This window comes from Marinobacter shengliensis (genome assembly GCF_030297115.1).
Lineage (GTDB): Bacteria > Pseudomonadota > Gammaproteobacteria > Pseudomonadales > Oleiphilaceae > Marinobacter > Marinobacter shengliensis.
The window spans coordinates 479436-504841 of record NZ_AP028062.1 but is presented as its reverse complement, the minus strand read 5'-3'; the positions used below and the strand labels follow the sequence as shown (position 1 = coordinate 504841).

27 protein-coding genes are annotated in these 25406 nt (G+C 60.7%); 11 read left to right on the top strand and 16 right to left on the bottom strand.

Annotated features, from left to right (window positions below):
* The first annotated feature begins 127 nt into the window (after nt 1–127).
* The 4 genes from QUE75_RS02255 (at nt 128) to QUE75_RS02240 (ending at nt 5062) form a co-directional block, all read left to right on the top strand.
* Nucleotides 128–2521, top strand: a complete 2394-nt coding sequence (locus tag QUE75_RS02255; protein WP_286253388.1) for a xanthine dehydrogenase family protein molybdopterin-binding subunit — start codon at nt 128–130, stop codon at nt 2519–2521.
* On the top strand, nt 2518–3327 hold the full coding sequence (locus QUE75_RS02250) for an FAD binding domain-containing protein (RefSeq protein WP_286253387.1): 810 nt from the start codon (nt 2518–2520) through the stop codon (nt 3325–3327). Before QUE75_RS02255 ends, QUE75_RS02250 begins: the two co-directional genes overlap by 4 nt.
* Nucleotides 3324–4466 (top strand): xanthine dehydrogenase family Fe-S subunit, encoded by a 1143-nt coding sequence (locus QUE75_RS02245; RefSeq protein ID WP_286253386.1) that lies wholly within the window; start codon nt 3324–3326, stop codon nt 4464–4466. Before QUE75_RS02250 ends, QUE75_RS02245 begins: the two co-directional genes overlap by 4 nt.
* A 95-nt stretch (nt 4467–4561) precedes the next feature.
* Entirely contained in the window at nt 4562–5062 is a 501-nt protein-coding gene (locus tag QUE75_RS02240; protein ID WP_286253385.1) for a MarR family winged helix-turn-helix transcriptional regulator, read from the top strand.
* On the opposite strand, the gene QUE75_RS02235 is transcribed toward QUE75_RS02240, so the two are convergent.
* The 13 genes from QUE75_RS02235 to QUE75_RS02175 all read right to left on the bottom strand — a co-directional run bounded on the left by QUE75_RS02235 (nt 5059) and on the right by QUE75_RS02175 (nt 17677).
* Entirely contained in the window at nt 5059–5778 is a 720-nt protein-coding gene (locus QUE75_RS02235; RefSeq protein WP_286253384.1) for an ABC transporter ATP-binding protein, read from the bottom strand. The two genes, QUE75_RS02240 and QUE75_RS02235, sit on opposite strands and share 4 nt — an antisense overlap.
* The gene (locus QUE75_RS02230) at nt 5771–6574 is read right to left on the bottom strand and encodes an ABC transporter ATP-binding protein (protein WP_286253383.1); all 804 of its coding nucleotides are present in this window, start codon (nt 6572–6574) and stop codon (nt 5771–5773) included. The genes QUE75_RS02235 and QUE75_RS02230 overlap by 8 nt, the downstream gene beginning before the upstream one ends.
* Nucleotides 6574–7617, bottom strand: a complete 1044-nt coding sequence (locus QUE75_RS02225) for a branched-chain amino acid ABC transporter permease (protein ID WP_286253382.1) — start codon at nt 7615–7617, stop codon at nt 6574–6576. The genes QUE75_RS02230 and QUE75_RS02225 overlap by 1 nt, the downstream gene beginning before the upstream one ends.
* A 1-nt stretch (nt 7618) precedes the next feature.
* Nucleotides 7619–8491, bottom strand: coding sequence for a branched-chain amino acid ABC transporter permease (locus QUE75_RS02220; protein ID WP_286253381.1), 873 nt, complete (start codon nt 8489–8491; stop codon nt 7619–7621).
* A gap of 68 nt (nt 8492–8559) precedes the next feature.
* Nucleotides 8560–9711: an ABC transporter substrate-binding protein gene (locus QUE75_RS02215; protein WP_286253380.1), complete on the bottom strand. Its 1152-nt coding sequence runs from the start codon at nt 9709–9711 to the stop codon at nt 8560–8562.
* Between the two features lie 46 nt (nt 9712–9757).
* A complete protein-coding gene (locus tag QUE75_RS02210) occupies nt 9758–10726 on the bottom strand; it encodes an isopenicillin N synthase family dioxygenase (protein WP_286253379.1) in 969 nt (322 codons plus the stop codon).
* 10 nt (nt 10727–10736) lie between these two features.
* Nucleotides 10737–11459, bottom strand: a complete 723-nt coding sequence (locus tag QUE75_RS02205; RefSeq protein ID WP_286253378.1) for an SDR family NAD(P)-dependent oxidoreductase — start codon at nt 11457–11459, stop codon at nt 10737–10739.
* Nucleotides 11456–12508, bottom strand: a complete 1053-nt coding sequence (locus QUE75_RS02200; protein WP_286253377.1) for an oxamate carbamoyltransferase subunit AllG family protein — start codon at nt 12506–12508, stop codon at nt 11456–11458. Before QUE75_RS02200 ends, QUE75_RS02205 begins: the two co-directional genes overlap by 4 nt.
* Nucleotides 12509–12889: 381 nt before the next feature.
* Nucleotides 12890–13684: a sulfite exporter TauE/SafE family protein gene (locus QUE75_RS02195; protein WP_286253376.1), complete on the bottom strand. Its 795-nt coding sequence runs from the start codon at nt 13682–13684 to the stop codon at nt 12890–12892.
* Nucleotides 13681–15291: a gamma-glutamyltransferase family protein gene (locus QUE75_RS02190; RefSeq protein ID WP_286253375.1), complete on the bottom strand. Its 1611-nt coding sequence runs from the start codon at nt 15289–15291 to the stop codon at nt 13681–13683. The genes QUE75_RS02195 and QUE75_RS02190 overlap by 4 nt, the downstream gene beginning before the upstream one ends.
* Complete coding sequence (locus tag QUE75_RS02185) at nt 15288–15998, bottom strand: GntR family transcriptional regulator (RefSeq protein WP_286253374.1); 711 nt, start codon at nt 15996–15998, stop codon at nt 15288–15290. The genes QUE75_RS02190 and QUE75_RS02185 overlap by 4 nt, the downstream gene beginning before the upstream one ends.
* Before the next feature lie 235 nt (nt 15999–16233).
* On the bottom strand, nt 16234–16713 hold the full coding sequence (locus QUE75_RS02180) for an EAL domain-containing protein (RefSeq protein ID WP_286253373.1): 480 nt from the start codon (nt 16711–16713) through the stop codon (nt 16234–16236).
* A 79-nt stretch (nt 16714–16792) separates the two neighbouring features.
* The gene (locus QUE75_RS02175) at nt 16793–17677 is read right to left on the bottom strand and encodes a helix-turn-helix transcriptional regulator (protein WP_286253372.1); all 885 of its coding nucleotides are present in this window, start codon (nt 17675–17677) and stop codon (nt 16793–16795) included.
* Nucleotides 17678–17795: 118 nt separating this feature from the next.
* On the opposite strand from QUE75_RS02175, the gene QUE75_RS02170 reads away from it, so the two are divergent.
* The 7 genes from QUE75_RS02170 (at nt 17796) to QUE75_RS02140 (ending at nt 23385) form a co-directional block, all read left to right on the top strand.
* Nucleotides 17796–18494 (top strand): ABC transporter permease, encoded by a 699-nt coding sequence (locus tag QUE75_RS02170; RefSeq protein ID WP_058092941.1) that lies wholly within the window; start codon nt 17796–17798, stop codon nt 18492–18494.
* Complete coding sequence (locus QUE75_RS02165; RefSeq protein ID WP_286253371.1) at nt 18491–19234, top strand: ATP-binding cassette domain-containing protein; 744 nt, start codon at nt 18491–18493, stop codon at nt 19232–19234. The genes QUE75_RS02170 and QUE75_RS02165 overlap by 4 nt, the downstream gene beginning before the upstream one ends.
* 67 nt (nt 19235–19301) lie before the next feature.
* Nucleotides 19302–20108 carry a substrate-binding domain-containing protein gene (locus tag QUE75_RS02160; RefSeq protein ID WP_286253370.1) on the top strand — a complete coding sequence of 269 codons (807 nt, stop codon included), beginning with the start codon at nt 19302–19304 and terminating at the stop codon, nt 20106–20108.
* A 65-nt stretch (nt 20109–20173) separates the two neighbouring features.
* Entirely contained in the window at nt 20174–21043 is an 870-nt protein-coding gene (locus tag QUE75_RS02155) for a formate dehydrogenase accessory sulfurtransferase FdhD (protein WP_286253369.1), read from the top strand.
* A complete protein-coding gene (gene mobA, locus QUE75_RS02150) occupies nt 21036–21623 on the top strand; it encodes a molybdenum cofactor guanylyltransferase MobA (protein WP_286253368.1) in 588 nt (195 codons plus the stop codon). Before QUE75_RS02155 ends, mobA begins: the two co-directional genes overlap by 8 nt.
* Nucleotides 21620–22111: a molybdopterin-guanine dinucleotide biosynthesis protein B gene (mobB, locus tag QUE75_RS02145; RefSeq protein WP_061333159.1), complete on the top strand. Its 492-nt coding sequence runs from the start codon at nt 21620–21622 to the stop codon at nt 22109–22111. Before mobA ends, mobB begins: the two co-directional genes overlap by 4 nt.
* Complete coding sequence (locus tag QUE75_RS02140; RefSeq protein WP_286253367.1) at nt 22108–23385, top strand: molybdopterin-binding protein; 1278 nt, start codon at nt 22108–22110, stop codon at nt 23383–23385. Before mobB ends, QUE75_RS02140 begins: the two co-directional genes overlap by 4 nt.
* Here the strand turns inward: QUE75_RS02140 and QUE75_RS02135 are convergent, their stop codons facing one another.
* Genes QUE75_RS02135 through QUE75_RS02125 form a run of 3 tightly spaced genes read right to left on the bottom strand, consistent with a single transcriptional unit; the run spans nt 23386 to nt 25405 of the window.
* The gene (locus QUE75_RS02135; RefSeq protein ID WP_138436866.1) at nt 23386–23862 is read right to left on the bottom strand and encodes a DUF6505 family protein; all 477 of its coding nucleotides are present in this window, start codon (nt 23860–23862) and stop codon (nt 23386–23388) included.
* Nucleotides 23859–24563: a biotin/lipoate--protein ligase family protein gene (locus QUE75_RS02130; RefSeq protein WP_286253366.1), complete on the bottom strand. Its 705-nt coding sequence runs from the start codon at nt 24561–24563 to the stop codon at nt 23859–23861. Before QUE75_RS02130 ends, QUE75_RS02135 begins: the two co-directional genes overlap by 4 nt.
* Nucleotides 24560–25405, bottom strand: coding sequence for an Mrp/NBP35 family ATP-binding protein (locus QUE75_RS02125; RefSeq protein ID WP_138436868.1), 846 nt, complete (start codon nt 25403–25405; stop codon nt 24560–24562). Before QUE75_RS02125 ends, QUE75_RS02130 begins: the two co-directional genes overlap by 4 nt.
* Nucleotide 25406 lies beyond the last annotated feature (1 nt).

Genomic DNA, 25406 nt, shown 5'->3' with positions numbered 1-25406 from the left:
AGCCCCAATCAAATTAAACAGTGTACTGATTATTTTCTGAAATACATTTCCATGCTTAACAGCAAGTTGCCGTTTTTAAAGCCTTTTTAATTTAGCTTTCTGGCGGCGATTCCCGGAGGAACTGAAGGTGCAGAGCAAAAACCACGACGAAGCATCAGTCACGCAGGAGCGCGGTGTCGGCGCCAGAAAGGTGCGTAAAGAAGACGACCGCTACATGAGGGGACGTGGTGAGTACGTGGGCGACATGAGTCTGCCTGGCATGCTCGAAGTCGCATTTCTTCGCAGTCCGGTCGCCCATGGACGAGTGAAAAACGTCACCAAACCCCCGGGTTCCGAGGCGCAGGTTTTTGTTGCGGCCGATCTGGTCGGCGTAAAAGGCATCCTCGCGGATTCAGCGCTGCCGGGATTCAAGTCATCGGAACAACCCATCCTGGCCAACGACAAGGTTCGCTATGTTGGCGAACTGGTTGCTGCCTGCATCGCCTCGGACCGGGCCAGGGCCGAAGACCTGGCCGACGGGATCGAGCTGGAGATCGACAACCTTCCGGCGGTGTCCGATATGCTGGAAGCCCTCGAGGAGGGCGCGCCACTGGTCCATGACGAATGGGGCGACAACATCTTCCAGCACACCCTCGTTGACGGTGACCTGGACACCGTCCGTCGCGAGGCTGCCATCAAGATCGAACGGGAGTTCCGCACCGCCCGCCAGTGCATGTCTCCCATGGAGGGACGCGGCGTTCTCGCGGTCTGGGACAAGCGGCTGGGGCAGCTTCAGGTGTATACCTCGACACAGATTCCCCACATCGTCCGTACCGGCCTGTGCGAGTGCCTGGGTTTGAGCCATGAGCAGATTCGGGTGGTGGCGCCGGATGTTGGCGGCGGCTTCGGCTACAAAGGCATCCTGCTGGCGGAAGAAGTGTGTGTCGCCTGGCTGGCGATGCATCTCAAGCGCCCGGTGCGCTGGCTTGAGGACCGGCGAGAGCAGCTCACCGCCAATGCCAACTGCCGCGAACACCACTACCGGGTCACCGCCTATGGCGATGCATCCGGCCGGTTACTGGCCATGGACACCGACGCCGTCGTTGACGCGGGCGCCTATTCCTCTTACCCCTTTTCCGCCTGCCTGGAGGGCGCGCAGGTGGCCAGCATCCTTCCGGGCCCCTACGACTTCGGCGCCTATCGCTGCAGCACTATCTCTGCATCGACCAACAAACCACCGATCCTCCCCTATCGGGGCGTGGCACGCACAGGCGTGTGCTTTGCCATGGAACTGACCATCGATGCCCTTGCCCGGGCCGCTGGACGGGAGCCTTCCGATGTGCGTCTGGACTGCCTGGTGAAACCGGAGGACATGCCGTTCAACAACATCACCGGCAAACACTTCGACAGTGGCAACTACATCGAGTGTGTGCAACGCGCCGTGGCCGCAATCGACCTGAAAGCCGTGCGTCAGCGACAGCAGCAGCCCGAACCCGACGGTCGTCTGATTGGCCTTGGTATGTCCATATTCTGTGAACAATCCGCCCACGGCACTTCGGTCTACGCCGGCTGGGGCATTCCCATGGTTCCGGGCCACGAACAGGCCGTGGTCCGGTTGACGCCCGATGGAACCCTGGAGGTCCGGGTGGGCATCCATTCCCACGGCCAGGGACTGGAAACAACCCTGGCCCAGGTTGCCGAAGAGGTCCTGGGGATCGATACAGACCAGGTTCAGGTTGTTCATGGTGATACCGCGCTGACCCCCTACTCCACCGGCACCTGGGGGTCACGCTGCATGGTCATGGCGGGGGGCGCGGTTGCCCGCGCCTGCACAGCCCTGGCCTCAAGGATTGCCCTCATCGGCGCCCACCTGCTTGAAGTGCCGGCGGGGTCGGTCAAGGTGCAGGACGGCGTGGTGTGCTCATCGGAAACCAGCGGTACCGTCACCCTGCAGGACGTGGCCCGGGTCTGGTACCTCAAGCCCCAGTTGCTTCCGGACAACGTCGATTCCGGTGGCCTTGAAGTCACCGTCGGGTATAAGCCACAACGGGACAGTGGCACCTTCAGCTACGCCTGCCACGCGGTTGTGGTTGCAGTCGACCCTGAGCTTGGCACCACGGAGATCCTGGATTACGCCATCGTCGAGGACGGCGGCGTACTGGTAAATCCCATGATCGTTGACGGTCAGGTCTACGGAGGCGTCGCCCAGGGCATCGGCACCGCCCTCTATGAGGAGATGCCGTTTGACCGGAACGGCCAGCCACTGGCTTCGACCCTGGCCGACTATCTGCTGCCAGGCGCAACGGAAGTGCCGGCCATCACAATCGACCACATGGAAACGCCGTCGCCGTATACCGAGTTTGGCCAGAAAGGCATTGGAGAGAGCGGTGCCATCGGGCCACCCGCCGCCATTGTGAACGCCATTAACGACGCACTCCGGCCCCTGCAGGCAGAGATCTGCGAAGTGCCGGTCACTCCACAGCGCCTGTTGCGTGCCATCAACAAGGCCCGAACGGCTGCCACCAGGGAGGCCGTATCATGAAACCACAGGCATTCGACTATCAACGGGCAGAGACCGTCACCGACGCCTGCCAGGGCATGACCCACGGCGACACCCGCCCACTGGCGGGAGGCCAGTCCCTGGGCCCGATGCTGAACCTTCGGCTGGCACGGCCCGGCACCCTGCTGGACGTGTCTGTCACCCGGGAGCTCAGGGGCGTAAAACGCGTAAACGGGGGCGTCCTGATCGGCGCCTCGGTCACCCACGCCGAAATTGAAGACGGCCTGGTTCCGGACAACACCGGTGGCATTCTGCCCCAGGTGGCTCGTGGCATTGCGTACCGTGCGGTCCGCAGCCGTGGCACGATTGGGGGCAGCCTTGCCCATGCCGACCCGGCCGCTGACTGGGCCACCACGCTGACGGCGCTGAGGGCGCAGGTCGTTCTACAACGTCAGTCCACCCAGGGAGCCGTCCGTCGCCGCCTGTATCTGAAAGACTTCATTTCCGGCGCCATGCAGACGGTCATTGGCGAAGACGAACTGATGATCGCGGTCTTTGTGCCGGATGTCCCCGAAGACCACCGTTTCGGCTATTTCAAGCTCTGCCGCAAGACCGGCGAACTGGCCCATGCCATGACCGCCATTCTCAGGGGCTCCGAGCCGGACGATCAACGGGTGGTATTCGGCGCCCTGCCCGGTGCGCCAATCGTTCAGACCGGCGCTGACGCCCTGGAACCTGACGTCTGGCGTCAACTGCTCGCCAGGCGCTACCCCGATATGGACGACGTGGAACTCGCGGTGCGTATTCGCGTTATGAAAGAGGCCTTCGAGCGGAGCAAGACCCGATGAACAGCAAAACGGTAACCATCAATGGCCGCGCGTCTGAGCTGAACGTTGAGCCCCGGCGCAACCTGGCAGACTACGTCCGTGAGGATCTATTACTGACCGGCACCCACCTGGGCTGCGAACAGGGCATCTGCGGCGCATGCACCGTCGTCAAGGACGGTCGCCCGGTGCGTTCATGCCTCACCTGGGCCGCCAGCTGTGAAGGCAGCGACGTCCGGACCATTGAGGCCTATGACACCGATGCCGTGATGACCAGATTACGCGAGGCGTTTTCCCGGGAGCACGCCCTGCAATGCGGCTTCTGCACACCCGGCATGCTGATTACCGCGCAGGACATCGTGCGGCGGTTCGCCGGCCAGACCATCAGCGACAAGCGCATCCGCTATGAACTGAGCGGCAACCTGTGTCGGTGCACCGGATACGCGGGCATTGTGCGGGCCATCCAACGGGTGCTGGAAAGCTACGGCGACCAGCCTGTTCCGGACCTGGCAACCGCCCCGTCATTGGGCGCTATGGAACTGCAGGATTTCGACGCCATTCCGCTTGAGGAGACCACCCGGGACGAGAGCCGGGGCCCCACCACCCGCAGCGTGGCCGAAGGAAATGGCCGTCGCATTGAAGCCCGGTTCGAGCTGGCGCACCCCGCCCCCGCCGTCTGGGCCATCCTGCGGGATGAATTGCCCGCCGTGGTAGCCTGCCTGCCAGGTGCCGAACTGAGCACCATGAACGACGACGGCACCCTGGAGGGCTTCTTTCATGTCAAACTGGGGCCGGTCTCGGCACGCATCGCTGGTGAGGGCAAGGCCACGTTCGATGACAGCCGCTGGCACGGGGAGGTCAGTGGTCAGGGCACCGACAGTCGCTCCAACTCCCGGGCCAAGGGCACGCTCTCCTTCTCCCTTGAAGAACTGGACGAGTCCGCCAGCCGCATGACGGTGTCGATCAGCTTTGAAATGAGCGGCGCCCTGGCCCAGTTCAGCCGCGGTGGCCTGGTGGAGGAAATCATCAGCGTGCTGATCGAGCAGTTTCAAACCAACTTTGGCCGGCATATGGCCGGCGAAGCCCCGGTGAAACAGTCTTCCCTTGGTATTTTCCAGCTCACCTGGATGGCCTTCAAACGGTGGCTGCGGCGCCTGTTCTGAGGCGCCCGGATTTCCCGCTTATTGGCATTGGCCCGGGCTGATGGGTAACAATAGGCCGTTGTTGGTTTCGACTCATCAGAAGGACACTGTCGCCCATGCCCGTCAACGCTCCTGTCACTGCCGCCGAACAGGCGTCGGAAGAACGCCTGGATATCCTGTCGGAACGTCCGGGCTTCCTGATTCGGCGCCTGCACCAGATTCACGTGGCCCTGTTTCATGACGAATGCGAGGCCTTCGGCCTGACGCCGGTCCAGTTCAGCGTGATCACCGCGCTGGAAGATGAAGAGCTGGACCAGAAGCAGCTGGGCCAGAAGGTGGGTATCGACCGGGCATCCACAACGGATGTGTTGCGTCGACTGGAAAAAGCCGGCCTGATCGAGCGTCGGAAATGCCCCGAAGACGGTCGCCGGCAGCTGGTACGCCTGACCGCTGAAGGTGAGTCATTGTTGACGAAAGTCGCGGGCAGCGCCCTGCGCGCCCATGAACGCACGTTGCAGCCACTGACCAAAGCGGAACGCGAACGCTTCATTCGCTATATGCGCAAAATTGTCAGTGCCAACAACGAACATGGGCGCGCCTCACTGAAGCTGTCCTAGGCCGTCGCTGCCTCGCCACCCAGGTAGATCCGGCGCACGTCCGGGTTGTTCAGCATCTCTTCCGCCGTGCCACTCAGCATGACCTCACCGGTGCTCAGCAGGTAGGATCGGTCACACAAGTCCAGGGCGGCGTAAGCGTTCTGTTCCACCATCAGAACCGTCGTGCCACTGGCGCATATGCTCGAGACCAGCTTGAAGACCTGTTCCACGAAGTTCGGGGCCAGGCCCAGGGACGGTTCGTCAAACATCACCAGGCGGGGACGCGACATCAGGGAGCGGGCAATAGCCAGCATCTGCTGCTCACCGCCGGAGAGTGTACCGGCGGCCTGGCGCTCCCGTTCCGCAAGACGGGGAAACATTTCCAGTTTCTGCTCAATGTCGGCGCTGACGCTCTGGCGGTCATACCGACAGAACGCGCCCATCTCCAGGTTTTCCCTTACCGTCAGCTGAGGAAACACCCGTCGACCTTCCGGGCAATGGGCGATACCCAACCGGATGATGTCCTGAGGAGCGGCATTGTGTATGGGTTCGCCCTCAAACAGGATACGCCCCTCCCGCACGGGTTCAAGGCCGCTGATCGCCCTGAGGGTGGTGGACTTGCCCGCCCCGTTGGCACCGATGAGGGTGACAAACTCCCCTTCTTTCACTTCCATGGAAACGTTTTTGACGGCCTCGGTGGCGCCATAGCGAACGGACACGTTTTCAAGCTTAAGCACGTTTCACTCCTGAGCCCAGATAGGCTTCGATGACATCGGGGTTATTCTGGATGGCCTTGGGATCCCCCTCGGCAATGACCCGCCCCTGGTTAAGCACGACAATCCGGTCGGAAATCGACATCACCATGTGCATATCGTGCTCGACAAGCAGCACCGTCACGCCGCTGTCGCCAATACGGCGGATCATGGCCTTGAACTCGTCGGTTTCCGACGGGTTCAGGCCCGCCGCCGGTTCGTCCAGAAGAAGAATCCTGGGGCTGGCGGCGAGGGCGATCCCCACCCCGAGGATGCGCTGCTCGCCGTAGGACAGAGACGCCGCCCGCTCGTCCGCACGATGGCGGAGATCCAGGAAATCCAGCATCTGCCAGACCTGCGCCTTCAATCGGGCTTCCTCGGCGCGGAACCTGGGCAGCCGCAGCAATGACTGAATCAGGGAAGCTCGGCCCTGCAGGTGATAGGCGGTCAGCAGGTTGTCGAAGACCGACTGGTCATCGAACACGCTGGTGCGCTGAAAACTCCGCACCAGGCCGCGGGCGGCGATGCTGTGCGGAGAGTGCCCGGTGATCTCTTCGTCAAACAGGTGGACCGTCCCGGCGGTTGGCGGCATGTATCCCGAAATGACGTTGTAGGCCGTGGTTTTCCCGGCGCCGTTCGGGCCAATCAGACTGACAATCTCACCGGCCGGAATACTGAAGGTGACGTTATCCAGTGCCACGAGACCGGCGATTTTCATGGTCACGCCTTTCAGTGACAGAACCATCTGGCCGGTTTCGGACACCTGGGTTGCATGGGTCATCAGTTCGCCTCCTTTGCAAGCGAATGGCCGGTTTTGCGCTGGGAAATGGCAACGGGTGAGCGTAGCCACGCAATGAAGTCATAGATGGCTGGCACCAGTCCCCGCGGCAGAAACAGCAGAATAATGATCATGGTGATGCCGTAGATCACCCACTGCACTTCGGGCTGAACGACACCGCGAAGCAGTTCCGGCATCAGTCCGAAAATCAGCCCGCCGATAATGGGCCCGCCAAGGGTGCCTTTGCCACCGGCAACCACCATGATGACCATGGTGACGGTGTAGATGAACAGGAAAACATCGGGATCGATAATGCGCACGGTATGGGCATAGAGCCCCCCGGCCGCACCAGCGATGGCCGCTGAAATAATGGCCGCCATCGACAGGAAATAGGTGACCGGAATGCCCACCGATGTCGCCAGCGTCTCGTTTTCACGCAGGGCAATCATGGCGCGGCCCTGGCGGGAATTAACCAGCATCGCCACTAGCAGGTAAGCAATCACGCCAACTGCCAGCACCAGCCAGTAGATCGCGGCTTTGGAAGTAAGGTTGATCAGCCCTTCACCCGGCACCCAGAGATTGAGCGGCGGTATGGAAATCATCCCCATCGGACCTTCGGTCAGGTCGGTCCAGTTCAGGGAGATCATGCGCATCACCTGCGCAAAGCTGATGGTGATCACAACGAAGTAGGCACCCCGCACCTTGAACGCCAGCTTGCCCACCAGCCAGCCAAAGAACGCAGTCACCAGGATCGCGGTGGCGAAGGCCATCCACACCGGCTTGGCGTCCACCTGCCAACTCATGCCGAAACCGGTATCAATGTCGAAGCCGAGTGACATCAGTGCACTGGTGTATGCGCCGATACCGAAGAAGGCCGCGTGGCCAAGGGATAACTGGCCAGTGTAGCCCAGCAGCAGGTTCAGGCTGATGGCGGCAATGATCATGATGCCCGCCGAGCCCATCACCGACAGAACGTAGGGATCACTCCACAAAAACGGGAAAAGCCCAAGAATCGCGACGAAGATTGCAAACAGTTTCCAGTTCATATCAACCGACCCTCTCTTTAGCGGCAAACAGACCCTGAGGGCGAAACAGCATAACGACGATGATGACCAGGAACCCGAACGCATCCCGATAGGCGCTGGATATGTAACTGGCCCCGAATTCTTCTATGAAGGCAAGCAGGAAGCCCCCCAAAGCAGCACCACCGAGACTTCCCAGGCCACCCAGAATGACGATCGCAAAGGCTTTCAGACTTGCCAGGTCGCCCATCAGGGGCGTCGCCACAAACATCGGTGCCAGCAGCGCGCCGGCGACCGCAGCCATGGCGGAACCCAGGGCGAAGGTGACGGTGTAGATGCGCTTGACGTTGACCCCGACGATCCGGGCCGCATCCTGATCCTGGAACGTGGCCCGGATAGCCAGGCCAAAACGGGTGCGTTCAATGCCCAGGTAGAAAATCACCAGCAGCACCGCCGCAATGCAGAAAACAAACACGCGGGTGGGAGAGATGGAGATGTCGCCCATGGAAATGGGGTCCTGTGAGAAAGGCGTCGGGATGATCTTGGCCACCCCACCCCAGATCATCAATTCCAGGTTCTGCATGATAATCATGATGCCGATCATGATCAGCATGACTTCATCGATGTTCTTCAGGTCCTTGCGGCGCAGGAACACATACTCGATCAGTGCGCCTATCAACATCCCGATGAGTGCGGCGACCAGAATCGAACTGAAGAAATCGAGCTTGAGTAAGGCCACCATGCCGTAGGCGGTGTAAGCACCCAGGGTGTATAGCTCACCGTGGGCAAAATTGACCACCCGCATGATGCCGAAAATGATGGTCAGACCAATGCCCAGCAGCGCGTAGGTCGACCCCAGCACCATGGCATTGATGACGTGTTGAAGAATCTGGTCCATTTGCCCTCTCCCAGGATTTCATTCTGCGTTTACAGGGCGGAAACCACGGGTTTCCGCCCTGAAGATGGTTATTGAGCAGAGACTTCGCCGTCCTTGAGCTGAACAACGTAAACGTTGGGCTCGTTCTGTCCGCTTTCTTTGCCTTCAGGTCCGTCTTTGAAGAACGAGATGTCCCCGTTCACCCCTTTCACCTGGACGTCCCAGAGGGCTTCACGGATGGCCTCGGAATCGGTGGAGCCGGCATTCTCGATGGCGGCGGCAATGGTCATGATGCCGTCGTAACCACGGAACCCTTCACTCAGGCCCGGGAAGGAGTAACCGGCTTCATTCCACGCATCCACGAACGCGCCCGCGATGTCCGGGTATACCGCGCTTTCCGGCGTCCAGGGTGAGAAGAACAGCAGGTGTGAGCTGGTGTAGCCTTTCGGTCCCGGTGACGCCAGCAGGGGCTCGGGGAAGGAGCCGCCGGTGGTCACGATGCGCTGCGACAGCTGCTGATCAGCGGCCTGACGAATACCCAGAGTCAGCTGCTCTACCCCTGATGTCATGATCAGCGTGTCACTGCCGGTTCCCTTGAGGGCGGACAACTGGGCCGACAGGTCGACCGTGTCTGGAGAGACGGTTTCCTTGCGGCCAATCTCAATGCCGTTGGCTTTGAACATCTTCTCGAATTCCTGTGAGGCGCCCAGCCCCCAGTCGTTGTTCACTGACAGGAAATCCACTTTCTTGATGGGGGGATCGAAGTTATCTAGTTTCTTGGCGAACGCCTGCGCTTCCATGGCGGATGTGGGGGCAATCCGGAAGATCCAGGGGTTGCCGGCCTTGGTGATCTTGCTGGACGAGGAGGTCTCCACCACCATCGGGACGCCATACTCCTCAAGCTTCGGCATGGTGGCCAGGGTGTATGTTGAGCTCCAGGCGCCCATGATTACCGGCACCTTATCGCTGAGAATCAGCTTCTCAGCGGCGTTCACGGCTTCCCGTGGATTGGACTTGTTGTCTTCGATAATCAGTTCAACCTCGCGTCCCAGCAGGCCGCCCTTTTCATTGATTTCAGCGGCGGCAATCCGGGCGCCGTTTGTCACATAGTTTCCCGATGCGGCCACCGCACCGGTCAGGGGCTGGGACACACCGATTTTAATTGGATCGGCAGCCCATACCTGCGTGGAAGCCAGGGTGCCAACGAGTAAGGAGGCAAGGTAGCGCTTTGAAATAGCCATGGTGTTCCTCTCATGTTTTACGTTGTGGTGTTGGTGTCACGAAGCATCAGACGCGGGTTTGCCGGTATTTCATGTCCCGGTACGCACCTGACAGGACCGGGGGATACTTTGCTTCTCCCTCCGGGACGACGCACTCAATCAGTGCGTCGTAGTTCGGGTGATGGAAAAACGCGACGGAGAGCCGCGCTTCCTGTGGGCTGCCCGCGGGCGGGTTAACCACGCGGTGGGTGTTCGACACCCAGCGATCGTTGGTCCAGCGCATCAGCAGGTCGCCGATATTGACGACAAAGGTGTCCGGAGCTGTCTCCACATCCACCCAGGCACCGCTGCGGGTCAGTACCTGCAGGCCGCCGGGCTTGTTCTCACCGTTGAGGATGGTCAGCATGCCGTAGTCCGTATGGGCGCCGGCCCGAAGCTGACCACTGGCCGGTGACGAGGGCTGTGCGGGATAGTGATTGACCCTCATGGCGGTGATGTGCCGGTCAATCCTGGTGGCGAAAAAGGTCTCGTCCAGCCCGAGGGCCAGTGCACAGAGCGCCATCATCTCTCCGGTCAGTCGCTCCATTTCGGCGTAGTAGCGCTCCGCCACGGCCGACCAGCCAGCGGGCGCATCAGGCCAGAGGTTGGGGATGAAATAGCGCTGGCCTTCCGTGCTGGTGTAATAGGGTTCATCGGGCCACCGCTCGCGTCCGAAGTGGTAATACTCCTTGAGATCCGGAGGCGTGGTTTGATCATTCCCCGCAGACAGCGCTTCAAACCCCAGGGCACGGTAACCTCTTGGTGTCTGGCGATCCGCCGGGGCCATGCGCTGCTTCTGCTCCACGGGTTGATTGAAGAACTCGTAGGATCGGGAACGCAGCTCATCGATCAGCGCCGGATCAACACCATGACCGCGAATGGTAAAAAAGCCGATTTCACGACAGGTCCGGTCGATCTCGGCAGCCACCTCGCGGCGCGCTTGCGCACCACCGTTCAGTGCCGGTGCGAGATCAATGATGGGGATAACATGGGACATAGACTCAACCTCAGTGAAAGTAGGCGCCGCCATCAACAACCAGGGTCTGGCCGGTAATGAACGCCGATTCGTTGCCAACGAAAAACGCCACCGCGCCAACGAGGTCCTCCGCCGTCATATCGCGACTCAGTACCCGCCCTTTCAGCGATGGGCCTTTCACGCCATCGGACAGGGTGAACCCGGGCGCGACGCTGTTGACCCGGACACGGTGCTCTCCGCACTCGGTTGCCAGGGCTCGCGTGAGGGAGATCACCGCCCCTTTGCTGGCCACGTAATGGGCCATGAGCGGATTGCCCTTGAAGGCCACCCCCGACGATATGTTCACGATGCTGCCCTGGCCGGCCTGCCGGAACGCCGGTATAACGGCTTTGCAGCACAGGAACAGGCCAAGGACGTTAACGTCGAGCACCCGCCGCCAGTCTTCCGCGGTCAGCGACTCGAATCCGGTCGGTACCAGTGACGAGTAAATCCCGGCGTTATTGACCAGGGCGTCTATGGCGCCGTATTCTTCGAGGGTGTAGGCCACCAGGGCTTCAACCTGGTCCGGGTCGGACACGTCCACGTCATACCCGCACACCGCCAGGCCGAGGTCCTGCAATGACCGGGCGCTGCGTTGTGCATTCACAAGGTCGGCAATCACCACGCGCATACCACGGGTGGCCAGGTCCCGGGCCACCGCCAGGCCGATGCCCTGGCTGCCGCCGGTCACGATCACAACAGATCCTGATGTCATGATGCGGCTCCTGCCCTGGCGGCCTTGAAAAGACTGAGGTCTGGCTGGTAAAAGCCTTTCCCGAGAATGCCGCCCGCGGCGTCTGCGCTCACCAGGGCCAGGTTCACAATTGGCACGGTCTGCTTTTCCCTCACACGACGTGCGCAAACCACGCCGGAGTCGGGGTCCAGAACGTTTCCGGCGCGCGTCGACCAGTCTTCCGGAAGCAACGCCTGCCAGTCAGAAAGCAGCGAAGGCGCATGGTCCAGGGCCTGCCCCCCCAGACCGCAGAAGTCGATAACCGCACTGTCACCAATCGCACCCAGCACAGGACGCCCTTGCTGATGGGGAAACCGGGTTCCTTCCGGTGGTTGCGCGGGCACGGTCGACCAGTGCCTCTGTCCGCTCAGTCGTATCCCGAATTGCAGACCATTGCCGCCGGCAGCGACCACCTGGCCCGAAGAGCCCGGTGCACGGGGGCCAAACTGGAGCAGCCAGCCAGCGGCCCCCATCAACACCGGCAGGACGAAACCCGGGCTGCTTTCAAGGAGGTCCCGATACTCGCCAGACAGACCCTGGAGCTGGTCCAGGAGCGCGGCGTTTGCGCGGTCCGTCAGCGAATGGCACTCATTGCCTTCGGCCAGGGCACGCTTGATGATCGCGGCGATCTGGACCGGTGACTTGTGAAGTGAGGGGGCGAGCTCCGTCTTAGCAAACCGGGCATGGCGGCGGAGGTTCTCGAGGCATTCCGGTTCGGGGCAACCAAAACGGATACCGGTTGGCGCGCCTTCCACAACCGGGGCGTACATTTGGCTGACACCATCACCGATGACGAATACCGGCATGGACGGGGAGACCACCTGAGCCAGCGGCGTAACCACGCCCCAATCCTGGGCAGGCTGGAAACTCACCTTGCCGTCGTCGATAAGCCGGGCAGCCTGGTCAGGCGTGGTTGCCTGGCCTTCATACAGCAGTGCATGGATGGTCGCGTTGCGAATTGCAGCGGGTACAGCGGCGCTGACAAACGGAGGCCCTGCATGGAGCACCACCCGACCGCTGAGATTGGGCAAAACCTCTCTCAGGAGGCAGGTTCCCCTTAGGGCAATGCCGTCAAACTTCTTATCTATACCGCTTTCTGAAGAACCCATCACGCTTCGCACCAGAATGTATTTTTTAGCCTCTGGAATATTGCATACATAACTTGTGCCAAACTCGGTATTTTGGATACTAAAATACTTTAAGCCATTGTTTTTAAGGTTATTATTTTCGATTCCAAGTTAATGAATACGGCGCCTCAATGCCCGTAACCATGCGCCAATAAAGATCAGTACACTGATCATTGCACCAAATAAAGGCCCGGTCAGGCCGGGCTCAGGGAGAAAACAGGTAGGGACAACAAGACGGGCGTCAGGATCAACCGGGGTTCGTGCGCCCCGGCGACAGATCCGACATCAGATGGAGATGTAGAGCATTCTCAGTGCGACCAGCATCAGCAGGGCTCCGAAGCATCGCTTGAGGGTCGGTGCGGGGATATGATGACTCAGAGCCACGCCCACAGGCGCCAGAGCCACCGTAAACATGGCAATCAATGCGGCTGCCGGCAGATAGACATAGCCCACGGACCCGTCGGTGATGGACAGGTCCCATCCCGAGATCAGATACCCCAGGGTACCTACCAGGGCCAGCGGCAGACCCAGGGCGCTGGAGGTCGCCACCGCACGCTGCATGGGTACATTGAAGAACACCATGAGCGGTACCATGACATTGCCACCTCCTATTCCAGCGAGTCCGGAGAGGGTCCCGCTGAAGAAGCCCAGCACCGAAGTACCCACTTTGCCCGGCATGGAGCGGGAGGGGTTGGGCACCCATTTACTGAGCATGATGATCGACACGATCAGCAGAAAAATGGCGATGCCGGTTTCCAGCACCACCGGGGGCAGTTTGCCTGCAATAAAACCGCTCAGGAAACTGCCGACCACGACCAACAGGGACCAGCGTCTGAAGATGTCCCAATCCACAGCTTTACGTTTGATCTGGGCGCGGGCTGCGGAAATCGAGGTAAAGATGATAGTGCACAGGGACGTGGCTACCGCTGTAACAACAACATACTCCGCCGGGAAGCCCTGACTTGTCAGTATGATCACCAGGGCCGGGACAATCACCACGCCGCCGCCAATGCCTAACATTCCCGCCAGAAGACCAGCGACAATACCCAAGCCCGCACAGGCAAGAATCATTTCCATCATAATGTTGTTTCCGTTTTTTCGGTTGTTTGGCCAAGGCTGACACCCTCCCCCCTGGGATCGTGCATTGCCTCGCGTCTCCCGTCAGGACGTATGTGTATGACACCGGCCTGGCCGTAGAACGGACTTAACTTCGGGAGCCACTCCACGTCGTGCCCCCGCGCTTCCAGTTCACGGGCGACCGTCGTATCGACCGATTCCTCAAGTTTCAGATTCTCCGTACTCCCGAAGAAACTGCGCCCCTGCAGGAAGCGAGGGGCATGGAGCGCCCGCTCTATCGGCTGCGCGTAATCGATCAACTGGGTGGCCAGTACCATCTGGGTCTGGGGCTGCCCATCGCCACCCTGGGTACCGAAATAGAACTGTTCACCGTTGTCTGCCAGGTAACAGCTGGGATTCAGTGTATGGGCCACCCGCTTCCCCGGCGCCCAGGCATTCGGGTGGACCGGATCGGCATTGAATCCCGCCCCCCGGTTAAGCCAGAGCACGCCGGTGTCCCCCGCGAAGCAACCCGAGCCAAAATCGTGAAATAGGCTCTGGATGACACAGGCTGTGCGCCCCTGGCGGTCGGCCACGGCAAACCACACCGTATCCGCCGGGTGGGAAGGCTCCCGCCACGAGGTGGCCCGCGACGGGTCGATGTGCGCGACATCTTCATCGGCGTGGGCCGGGGATAGCTGGGCCGCCAGGTCTGCAACGGCGAACTGCGGATCACACAGTTCCAGGTTGCGATTCACCAGTTGCCGCTTGATGGCTTCCACCAGGTAGTGGTAATAATCCGCTCCGCCGTTGGGCATGGCCCTGAGGTCCACCCTGTCCAGGGCATGCAACGCACGGAGCGTGTATAGACCCTGGCTCGGCGGTGGCATATTGAACAGGTAACCCTGGCGGTACCGGATTTTCAGAGGCTCGACGAGATGTGCCCGGGTCTGGCGAAGGTCATCCACGGTCAACCCGTTGCCAAGGGCATCAAAACCTTTGGCCAGGGCCCACGCCACGTCCCCGTCATAGAAATCATCCACTCCAGCGTCTGCCAGTTGCCTGAGTGTCGCCGCCAGTTCCGGCTGAGTCAGCGTCTCGCCCTCCTGGCGAAACTGGCCGTTGGCGTTGTAACACAGTCGCTGAAGATCCGGTGCTCCCGCAATTAGCTCCGTCCTCTGATGCTGCCAGAACACCTGTGAACCGGAAACGTCAGCGCCCTGCTCGGCCAGACGGATGGCCGGTGCCAGCAAGTCCGGCCATCCCATCCGCGATCCCCAGCGCCCTTGGTTCAGTTGGTGAGCCAGTGACCAGCTACGCAACGCTCCGGCGGTGGTGGCGGCAGAGGCAGGCCCGCGCTCGGTGATGGCACCGCCATCCGGCAGGCGCCCGCCCGCCTGGCCCAGCCCCAGAATTGCATCCACTTTGTGCCCGTCACTCAACAGCCACATAGCATCGCCACCAAGGCCAGTCATATGGGGAAACGCCACACACAACGCCGCACTGGCAGCCAGCGCCGCGTCGATGGCGGTCCCCCCGGCATCCAGCGCCGCCAGACCGGCCTCACTTGCCTGCCGGTGAGGTGTACAGATAACACCTCCGCTCGATACCGCTTTCCCCGAGACACTCATGATCGTTGGTTTCCTTTTGCTACAGGCCGACCCGGCGTGCGGTGTTCCGCGACAAATTCCGCTGATATCGCACTGACGGTCTGAACATGAAGACGCATCAACCGCCCGACACTGTCCGCGTCGCCTATCAGGATCGCCCTGACAATGGCGTCATGCTCTTCCCAGGATTTGCTGATTCGATTGGGCACCCGGAACTGGGCACGGCGAAATGGCGCCAGCCGGGCGCGGGTGGCCACGGCAAGGCCCTGTAATTGGGAGCTTTGCGCCGCTTCGAAGATCAGGTCGTGGAATTCCTGGTTAAAGCGCGAGTAGGCTTCGGTGCTGCCGTCGCGAACAAGATGCACCGATTCCCGGTGGATCTGTTCAAGGCGCTCACGCTGCTCCCGGTTCATACGAAGGGTCGCGAGCCTTGCCAGGGCAGCTTCGAGCTCCGCCATAGCTTCATAAAGGTCCGACAGAGCCTCCGGACGCATCGTGGATACGGTAACGCCACGGTTCGGTCGGTGTGTGACCAACCCCATGGCCGACAGGTGTCCGAACGTTTCCCGTATGGGCGTTCTGGACACACCAAACCGTTCCGCAATGCTCTGCGCATCCAGCTTGGTTCCCGGAGTCAATCGCCCACCTACAATGTCGTCTGCCAATGACTGGACGATCCGGTCAACCACATTGCCCTTGCGCAATCCCTGGCCCTGGTCGGTACTCATAACGGCGGCTTCCACCTTGCATGCTTATCTGGATATCAAATCGCCAAAGTGCATGCACTTCACATGCCAACCTTCGGCCTTCCAGGAAATTCAGAAACGCCAGTTTTTTCAATGCACTAGAAAATTGGAAAAAGGCGCGTAGGAAGTTGTCGCGCCCCATAAGGCATCATAGAGGGGAAATTGCACCACGAACGAACAGAGGTCTGGGCGGTGTGGCGTCCGTGGACACGTTTGGCTAGGCGCCTTCCATTCTCTGCTGCACCCATTTAACTAGGTCTTCAGAAGGCATCGGCCTTGCGAAAAAATATCTTCGGAAGCTGGGACAGCCGTTCCGGGCGAGATACAGGTACTGTTCCTCGGTTTCCACTCCTTCGGCCACCACCGTCCTGTTCAGCTTCCTCGCCAGGGTGATCACTCTCTTGCAAACAGCCGAATCTTTGTCACCATAACCTTCATGAGAATAAGCAGATCGCCCCGGATGATAGGGGCGGCGGCCTGTGTGAGCCGTTTGAGCCTTCCTGAATCCCATCTCTGACAAATTCAGTGAATCCACAAACGCATCAATGACGCGAACCGGGTGATCTTCGGGGACGTAATCTTCAACGCTGGGTGGGAGCATCAGCGTCTGACTTCGAGGGGTGCCTTCAAGATGTCTCATAAAAATAACCGCGAGGCATGTCGCGGTTATTTTGCCAGCTTCTGAGGCTGTTTTCACACAGCCTCCGAGTGCCGGCTTTTTGTGGAACTCTGGTTCACCCGAGGGCCGATGCAGAACTTTCGTTCGCCCCTCCCTCTCACGCGTTATAAACCACCCGCCCCAACTCACTGATGTCATACCCCCCCAACGCCTCTGCCCGCTGACCAAAGCGCTCGCATCGGGCGAACGCCAGCAAGCGCTGCATGGCGGGCTCAAAGTAGTGGCGCCGGCGCATGGCGAGATCAAAATGCTCCTGCTGCAGAGGAATAAACGCCAAGCCCTGGCGGCGCGCTGCCGCCTCGATACCCAGCCCGATATGCGCCTCGCCCTGGCGAATGGCCAGCGCCAGGTCGTCCTCGCTGAGTGACGGGTGAACAGCCCATCTGAGTTGTTTCGCGTCAATACGGTGGCGAGCGAGTAAGCTCTGGAGCAAATGGCTGACGCCGGCATCGGGCTGGCGATGGGCAACCCGGATGCCGGGGCGGGCGATGTCCTCTAGCCGCACCAATTGGTGAGGGTTATCGGCGGCCAGCAGAAGCCCCTGCTGACGTTTTGCCCAGCGGATCAGCACCAGGTCGCGCATGCCGCTCAGGCCCAGGGTGGCCGGGTCGTTGTAACACTGGCTGTCTTCGTGCCAGATATGCATACCGGCGAGCATGGCACGCCCGTCAACCAACCTCTGCACACCATCGCCGCTCCCCTGGCACAGCAAAGCCAGCTCTGCGCCGCTTTCCTTAACTGCCCATTCCAGCAGCGGGTCCTGGCTGCCCGCCAGGACGGGCGGGATCGGCGTGCTGACGGCGTCGTCACCCTCCAGGTGGTTCATCAACCACAGATCCAGCCGCTGGCGTGGGAAGAGAAGCTTGCCTGTCACCCGGACACAGGGAATCACGCCCTGGCTGACCAGGTCGTAAACCTTGCGCTCTTTGAGCCGCAAATACTCGGCGGCCTCAGCGGTGGTGAGATAAGCAGGAAGGGGCATCATTCTCTCCAACTGCGCGGGGAAAGCACAGGACTGTTTCAGGCTGCATGAATTCCGGAAGGCTGTGCAAAGCGTAGTTAAAAACGCCACGATGCTCAAATAATAAGGAGACGCAGCAGTGGAAAATAATGCGTTCTATGTGGCGTTGTCGTTGTTGTTAAGCCTCGACGCCTCGCTAATCCAGATCGTCGCGCTCTCGCTACAGGTGTCGCTTCTGGCCGTGCTGATTGCAGCGGTGCTGGGGTTTCCGCTTGGCGCTGCAGTGGCGCTGTGGCGATTCCCTGGGCGCGGCGCCGTGGTCGTGGTGCTAAACGCACTCATGGGGCTGCCGCCGGTGGTTGCCGGGCTAATGGTGTATTTGCTGCTCTCCCGCGCCGGGCCGCTCGGTGAATGGGGCCTTCTGTTTACCCCCGGCGCCATGGTGATCGCCCAGGTGGTGCTGGTGTTGCCCATACTGGCGGCGCTCTCACGCCAGAAAGTGGAAGAAATGCTGGGCGAGTACCGGGAACAGTTCGTGTCTCTCGGTATGTCTCGGGCTCGCATGATGCCCACCCTGCTCTGGGATGCCCGTTTTGCGCTGTTGACGGTACTGCTCGCCGGGTTTGGCCGGGCCAGTGCCGAAGTAGGCGCAGTGATGATGGTTGGCGGCAACATTGATGGGGTCACCCGGGTCATGACCACCGCCATCGTGCTGGAAACTGGCAAAGGCAATCTGCCCCTGGCGCTCGGGCTCGGCATTGTACTTTTGACGCTGGTCATGCTGATTAACGCCGGCGCCTATCTTGTGGGTGAACTGAGCAGGAGGCGGACAGGATGACCTCACTGAACGCCCCCCTCTTTTCCAGATCCGTTCTGCTTCCACCACCGGCCCTGTCCTTTCAGGGTGTCGCCTTCCATCACGAGGAAAAGACATTGCTGGGCCCCTGCTCCTTCACCCTGGACGGCCCCGGCCCTACCCTGGTGATGGGCCCAAACGGCGCCGGCAAAAGCCTCCTGTTGAGACTGGCCCACGGGCTGCTATCGCCAACCCAAGGCCGGATTATTTGGTCGGATGAGGGCACGCCCCGCCAGGCCATGGTGTTCCAGCAACCGGTGCTTCTGCGCCGCTCGGCGGTGGCCAATCTTCGGCACGCGCTGGCGGTCAACAAGGTTCCCCGTCGGGCACGGGCGAAACTGGCACTGGATGCCCTCGAGCGCTTCGGCCTGTCGGCCTGCGCTCACACACCCGCACGGGTGCTTTCGGGTGGCCAGCAACAGCGCCTTGCGTTGGCGCGGGCCTGGGTGCTCTCGCCCCAGGTGCTGTTTCTTGACGAACCCACCTCGGCGCTTGACCCAGCCGCGATTAAGGCTGTCGAGGCCGCCGTGCTGGATTTTCACCAGCGCGGCACACGCATTGTGATGACCACCCACGATCTACATCAGGCCCGCCGGCTAGCCGGTGACGTTCTGTTCCTGTCTGGGGGAAAAGTGCGCGAACACACGGCGGCTGACGCCTTCTTCAGCAAACCCGTATCCCCCGAGGCGCAGGCGTTTGTTACCGGAGAGCTTGTGGAATAGCTCCGCCTCAAGACTTTGATATGAAGTGACCCGAAAAACGCTCCCAACGCACGGAAGGAAAAACAAGATGAAAAGGACCCTGAATCTGCTGTTTGCAAGTGTGATTGCGATGGGCATGTCGCTCAGTGCGCACGCCGAGGGATACATCATTCTCGCTTCCACCACCTCAACGGAAAACTCGGGGCTGTTCGACTCTATTCTGCCCAAATTCAAAAACGCCAGCGGCATCGACGTGCGGGTTGTGGCCGTGGGCACCGGACAGGCCTTTGAGCTTGCCCGCCGCGGCGACGCCGACAGTCTTCTGGTGCACGACACCAACGGCGAACAGCGCTTTATTGACAACGGACATGCCACCGGGCGAGCGGATGTGATGTACAACGACTTTGTACTGATTGGTCCAGCAAACGATCCCGCCAATGTCCGCAACGCCAAAACCGCCGCCGAGGCCTTCGCGGCCATTGCCAGTGCTCGGGCCCCGTTCACATCACGGGGTGATGACAGTGGCACCAACCGCGCCGAGTTGCGTCTTTGGGAGAACGCCGGTGTTGAGCCCGACGGCGACTGGTACCGGGAACTGGGCAGCGGCATGGGGCCAACACTCAACACGGCCGCGGCCATGGACGCCTATGTGATGTCGGATCGCGCCACCTGGGTGGCGTTTGGCAACCGCCAGAACCTGACCCTGCTGTTTGAAGGCGACAACGTGCTGTTCAACCAGTACGGCAGCTTGTTGCTCTCGGAACAGAAACACCCCCACCTCAAACACGATCTGGCCCGTCAGTGGCACAACTGGCTGATTTCCAAAGAGGGTCAGCAAGCGATTGCTGACTTTAAAGTGAATGGACAACAGCTGTTTTTCCCGAATGCCAAATAAGCTAATCTCTGGCTATGTCCGTAGATAATGCGGTATGCGGAATCCCTGAGAGAGCCAGAATAACAATGACGATCGATTCCATACTTCCAGACCCGAAAGACCCTCGACTGTCCCGGGCAGTCGAGGGTGTTGATGAAACCGGTCAACCCAAGTCCATCAGTGTTATCGAAGAGCGCCCCCTGACCATTTACCTGAACAGCCAGGAGATCCTCACCGCCATGACCATTGGCGATCACCCGGAATACCTGGCCCTGGGTTTCCTGTTGAATCAGGGCATGCTGAAAGAGACCGATCAGGTTACCGGGATTGATTTCGACGAGGAGCTGGAAGTGGCCGTGGTACGCACAGCCGGCATCACGGATGTTGAGGACAAACTGGAAAAGAAAACCCGAACCTCCGGCTGCGCCGTGGGTACGGTGTTTGGTGACATGATGGCAGGGCTGGACGGGCTTTCGCTGCCAGACACCCCGGTACACACCAGTACCTTTTACGACCTGTCCTACCAGATCAACCATACCCCCAGCCTGTACATGGAAACCGGCGCCATCCATGGCACCGCGCTGTGCCAGGGCCGCAGGATTCTGGCGTACATGGAAGATGTCGGACGCCATAACGCGGTCGACAAGATCGCTGGCTGGATGCATCAGAACAAAGTGCCCGCGGCCGACAAGGTGCTCTATACCACTGGCCGTTTAACCTCCGAAATGGTGATCAAAACGTCCCTGATGGGCATCCCGACTCTGATCAGCCGGTCCGGTTTCACCGCCTGGGGCGTGGATATTGCCCGGCAGGTGGGGCTAACCCTGATCGGTCGGATGCGGGGCAAGAAGTTCACCTGCCTCAGTGGCCAGCACCGCCTGGTGTTTGACCAGGACCTGTCTCAGGTTCCCGATGAGGACAAGAAAATGCGTAGAAAAGGGGCTGAGCATGACTGAGTGCGCCGTGATTCTGGCCGGGGGGCAGGCCCACCGAATGGGCGGTGGCGATAAAGGCCGGTTGATGCTGGGGAATCATTCCCTGATTCATCGGGTTATCGAGCGGATAACACCGCAGGTAGACGCCGTAGTACTGAATGCCAATGGCGATCTGTCCCGGTTCGATGATCTGGGGTTGCCGGTGGTTGCGGACTCCATACCGGACTATGCCGGCCCCCTGGCCGGCATTCTGGCGGGCATGGACTGGGCGGCAGAACAGGGCCATGAGTGGCTGATCAGCGTGGCGGCGGATACCCCATCTTTTCCCCTGGACATGGTCGAGCGCCTGTCCGACTCAGGCGCCCCGGTGGTGCTGGCAGCCACCCCGGACCCGGAACGGGGGCGGATTCCCCAGCCCACCTTTGGCCGCTGGCAAGTCGCGCTGAGGCATGACCTGAGAGCCGCCCTGAACGACGGCGTGCGCAAGATTCGCCAATGGACGCTGGCCAAGGGTGAAACCCTGGTGATGTTCGAGGAGGCCGACTTCTTCAACATCAATACACCGGAAGACCTGGCTTGGGCGGAGCAGCATCTGACGTGAACGTGATAGGTATCGTAGGCTGGAAGAATTCGGGCAAGACCACCCTGGCCAGCGCCGTGATTCACGAGTTGTCCAGCAGAGGTTTGACCGTTAACGCCATCAAACACGCCCACCACCTAGTGGACATAGACCAACCCGGAACCGACAGCTACAAGCACCGGGAGGCTGGCGCTCAGGAAGTCATCCTCGCGGGCGGCCAACGCTTCGCCATCATGCATGAACTCCGCGGCGCCCGCGAGCCAACCCTGGATGAGTTGCTGGCCAGGCTGGGCCCCTGCGACTGGGTCGTGGTTGAGGGATTCAAAACCAACGCCCATCCCAAAATTGAAGTTCACCGGCAGGACAGCTCCCACGCCCCCCTGTACCCGCAGGACCCAAGCATTGTGGCGGTGGCGGCAGACTATGCCGCGGATTTCCCGGGCCCGGTCTTCGATATCAACGATGTCACCGGCATCACTGACTTTATTCTGAAGCGTGAACAACCATGAGCAACGCCGCCAATAACGGGAGCCCCACGAAACCGCTCCGCAACGACTGCTTTGCCCTGCCTCCAGGGGTGAACTGGACACCGGTGGACGAAGCGCTGGCGCGGCTGCGTTCCCGCCTGCACCCGGTGGTGGGGGTGGAGCAGGACGTCCCGCTGTCTCAGCTCAACGGCCGAATACTGGCTAAAGATGTCCATGCACCCAGAGCCCACCCGCCAAGCAGCAATTCCGCCGTCGATGGCTATGCCCTTGCCGGCCCTCTAACCGAGGTTCCTTGTGTGCTGCCACTGGCCGATGGCCGCAGTGCTGCCGGTGAACCTTACACCGGGCAGGTTCCCGAGGGATACGCCATCCGCATACTCACCGGCGCAGTGATGCCGGCAGGCACAGACACCGTAGTGCTGGAAGAAGACTGCGAGGTCATCGATGGCCAGCTGCACCTGAACGGCACGTTAAAGGCGGGTGCCAACCGACGCAAAGCCGGCGAGGATATCCAGGTACAGGATTGCATTCTGACCGCCGGCACCCGGCTGACACCTACCCAGATTTCGGTACTTGCCAGTGTCGGCATCGAATCAGTGGATGTTTACCAACGGCTGCGTGTTGGCGTGTTGTCGACGGGAGACGAAGTAAAGCCCGTCGGTGCCCCGGTGACCGACTGGCAGATTTACGACGCCAACCGCCCGATGCTCAGCGCCATGGTGACGCAACTGGGCTATGAACTGGTCGACCTGGGCCATGCGCTGGACCGGGCTGAGGACGTTAAAGCCGCTCTGGAGCGCGGTGCGGACCAATGCGACTTGATCCTCACCAGCGGCGGCGTTTCCGCCGGGGATGAAGACCATGTGTCGAAAACCCTGAAAGCCCACGGTGACATCAGCAACTGGCGCATTGCCATCAAACCGGGCCGCCCCCTGGCGCTGGCCATGTTCAAGGGCACGCCCGTGGTGGGTCTGCCGGGCAACCCGGTGGCGGCCTGGGTCTGCGCATTGCGCTTTGGGGTTCCGGCCATGGCACTGCTGGCCGGGGGTGAGTGGTTTGAACCAACGAGTTACCTGATTCCCGCCAACTTTTCCAAGAACAAAAAACCGGGGCGCAGTGAGATGTTGCGGGCACGGGTGCGGGACGGGCAGGTTGAAGTGTTTGGTTCCGAAGGCTCCGGGCGGGTGACCGGCCTGGCCTGGTCCGAAGGTCTGGTGGAGCTGGACGAGAGCGCCCAGGAAATCGAGCCGGGAACGCCCGTTCGCTTTATACCTTATGGCAACTTCGGGCTGTAATCACTCAACGCTGCCGTGCACGGCGAAGGCTTCCAGTGAGGCATCCTGCGGGGCCCGGGAACGGTAGGTTTCCTCAACCCCCAGTTCGGTCAGGGTTCGGCTGACCATCAGCAGGGTATTGTCCTCGAAGTCCTCACACATGCTGCGCATCTGGTCGATTTCTTCGCAAGCCACGGGGTAGGCCGCCTCTATGTCTGGCGCCCCGTATTGCTCGACAAAGGTTTGCGCCAGGGTCCGGCGCAACCCCTCCAGTTCGGTTTCGGTAATGTCACACACACCCACGAAACTGGCTCGACCACCGGATTCGATGCTGTACCAACCATTACTGAAGGCCTGCCGGGCTTTGCCCTTCAGCTCCGCGTCGGTCCAGTTGGAGAACTCGAATCCGCCCGAAATAGCCCATTCGCCGCTCGGCGCCGGATTCTCGAACACATTGTCATCAGACACATCCAGTCGCAGGGTTCGGGCCAGTTTCATAGGTGCTCCGCGAATTCAATCAGGCTTACGGTTTCTGTCATCACATCTTCCCGTAACAACATCCGGCCTTTGTCATCGAGGCCAACGAAGAGTCCCGGCCTCGGGTAGTCGATCTGCATGCCAAGGGTGTCGCAACGTGGCCGCCAGTCGGCATGTATGCGCTCGAACCCGCTGTCCAGAAAGTAGGTCAGCCAGAGCAATGTGTGCTTGGACCAGCTTTCCAGCAGCGACATGGGGGTGATATCCACACAGCCTTCTTCACACAGGCAGGTTTCGTCCGGGTTCTCACCGGGTTCGTTGCCGGCCATGGTGAACGGCACATGAATACCGATCACCAGCCAGTTCGGGTACGCCTTCGGGTCTGACACATCCGCGGCAAAGCAAACACCGCCGCACACAGCACCATTCACCTTGATACGATCCGGCCACTGGAAATGAACCGGCACCTCTGGCGGCGCCAGCGCACCCAGGCTCTCAGCCAAGCCGATCTGGGCCACGTAGACAGCCTGAATGGCCTCTTCCAGTGGCGTTTCCGGTGCCAACACAAGCGCGGCACGCAAGGTATCCTCCCCTTGCGAGTAGAAGATGGTGCCAGAATCGACCCCGGCGATGGCACGGCTGACCGCCTTGTCAAAAGGGTCGGTATGCTTGGGCACCACCTCGCCCGTCAGCAGCGGCGGAAACTGGGGAGATTGGTTCATAACACAGCCCGGGCATACACATCAGAGGCCATAATTTCATCGGCGATTCGCTGGAACGCCCTGGCCTGGGGGCTTTCCGGTTTCGACACCACAATCGGCACACCGCCATCGGATCCGACCCGGATATCCAGGTCCAGCGGGATTTCGCCCAGGAAAGGCGCCCCAAGCTTTTCCGCTTCCGCCCTGGCGCCGCCGGAGCCGAAGGGATGATGTTCTTTGCCACAACCGTCGCAGACAAACGACGCCATGTTCTCGATCAGGCCAAACAGTGGCACCTCCATCCGGTTGAACATGTCGATGCCCTTGCGCGCGTCCATCAGGGCAATGTCCTGTGGGGTCGACACCACGACGGCGCCGGCTACAAAGAACTTCTGGCTAAGCGTCATCTGCACATCGCCGGTGCCGGGGGGCAGATCCACCAGCAACACGTCCAGCCTGCCCCAGTCCACCTGATTCATCATCTGTTCCAGGGCCCCCATCAGCATCGGCCCACGCCACACGATTGCTTCGTCTTCCGTGGTCATCAGGCCCAGCGACATCAACGTTACGCCATGATTGCGCAAGGGCAGAATGGTGTGCCCGTCCGGGCTGGAAGGGCGGCCGGAAACCCCCAGCATACGGGGCTGGCTGGGCCCGTAGACGTCTGCATCAAGCAGCCCCACTTTGAGTCCCTTCGATGCCAGTGCCACCGCCAGGTTGGAGGCCACGGTGGATTTGCCAACACCGCCCTTGCCCGAGGCAATGGCGATAATCCGGCTGATGCCTCTCGGATTCTTGTCCTGCGGCCGGGGCGCATCGGTTCCGATCAGATTGCTTTTGTCGGCGTTAACGTATTGAACCATA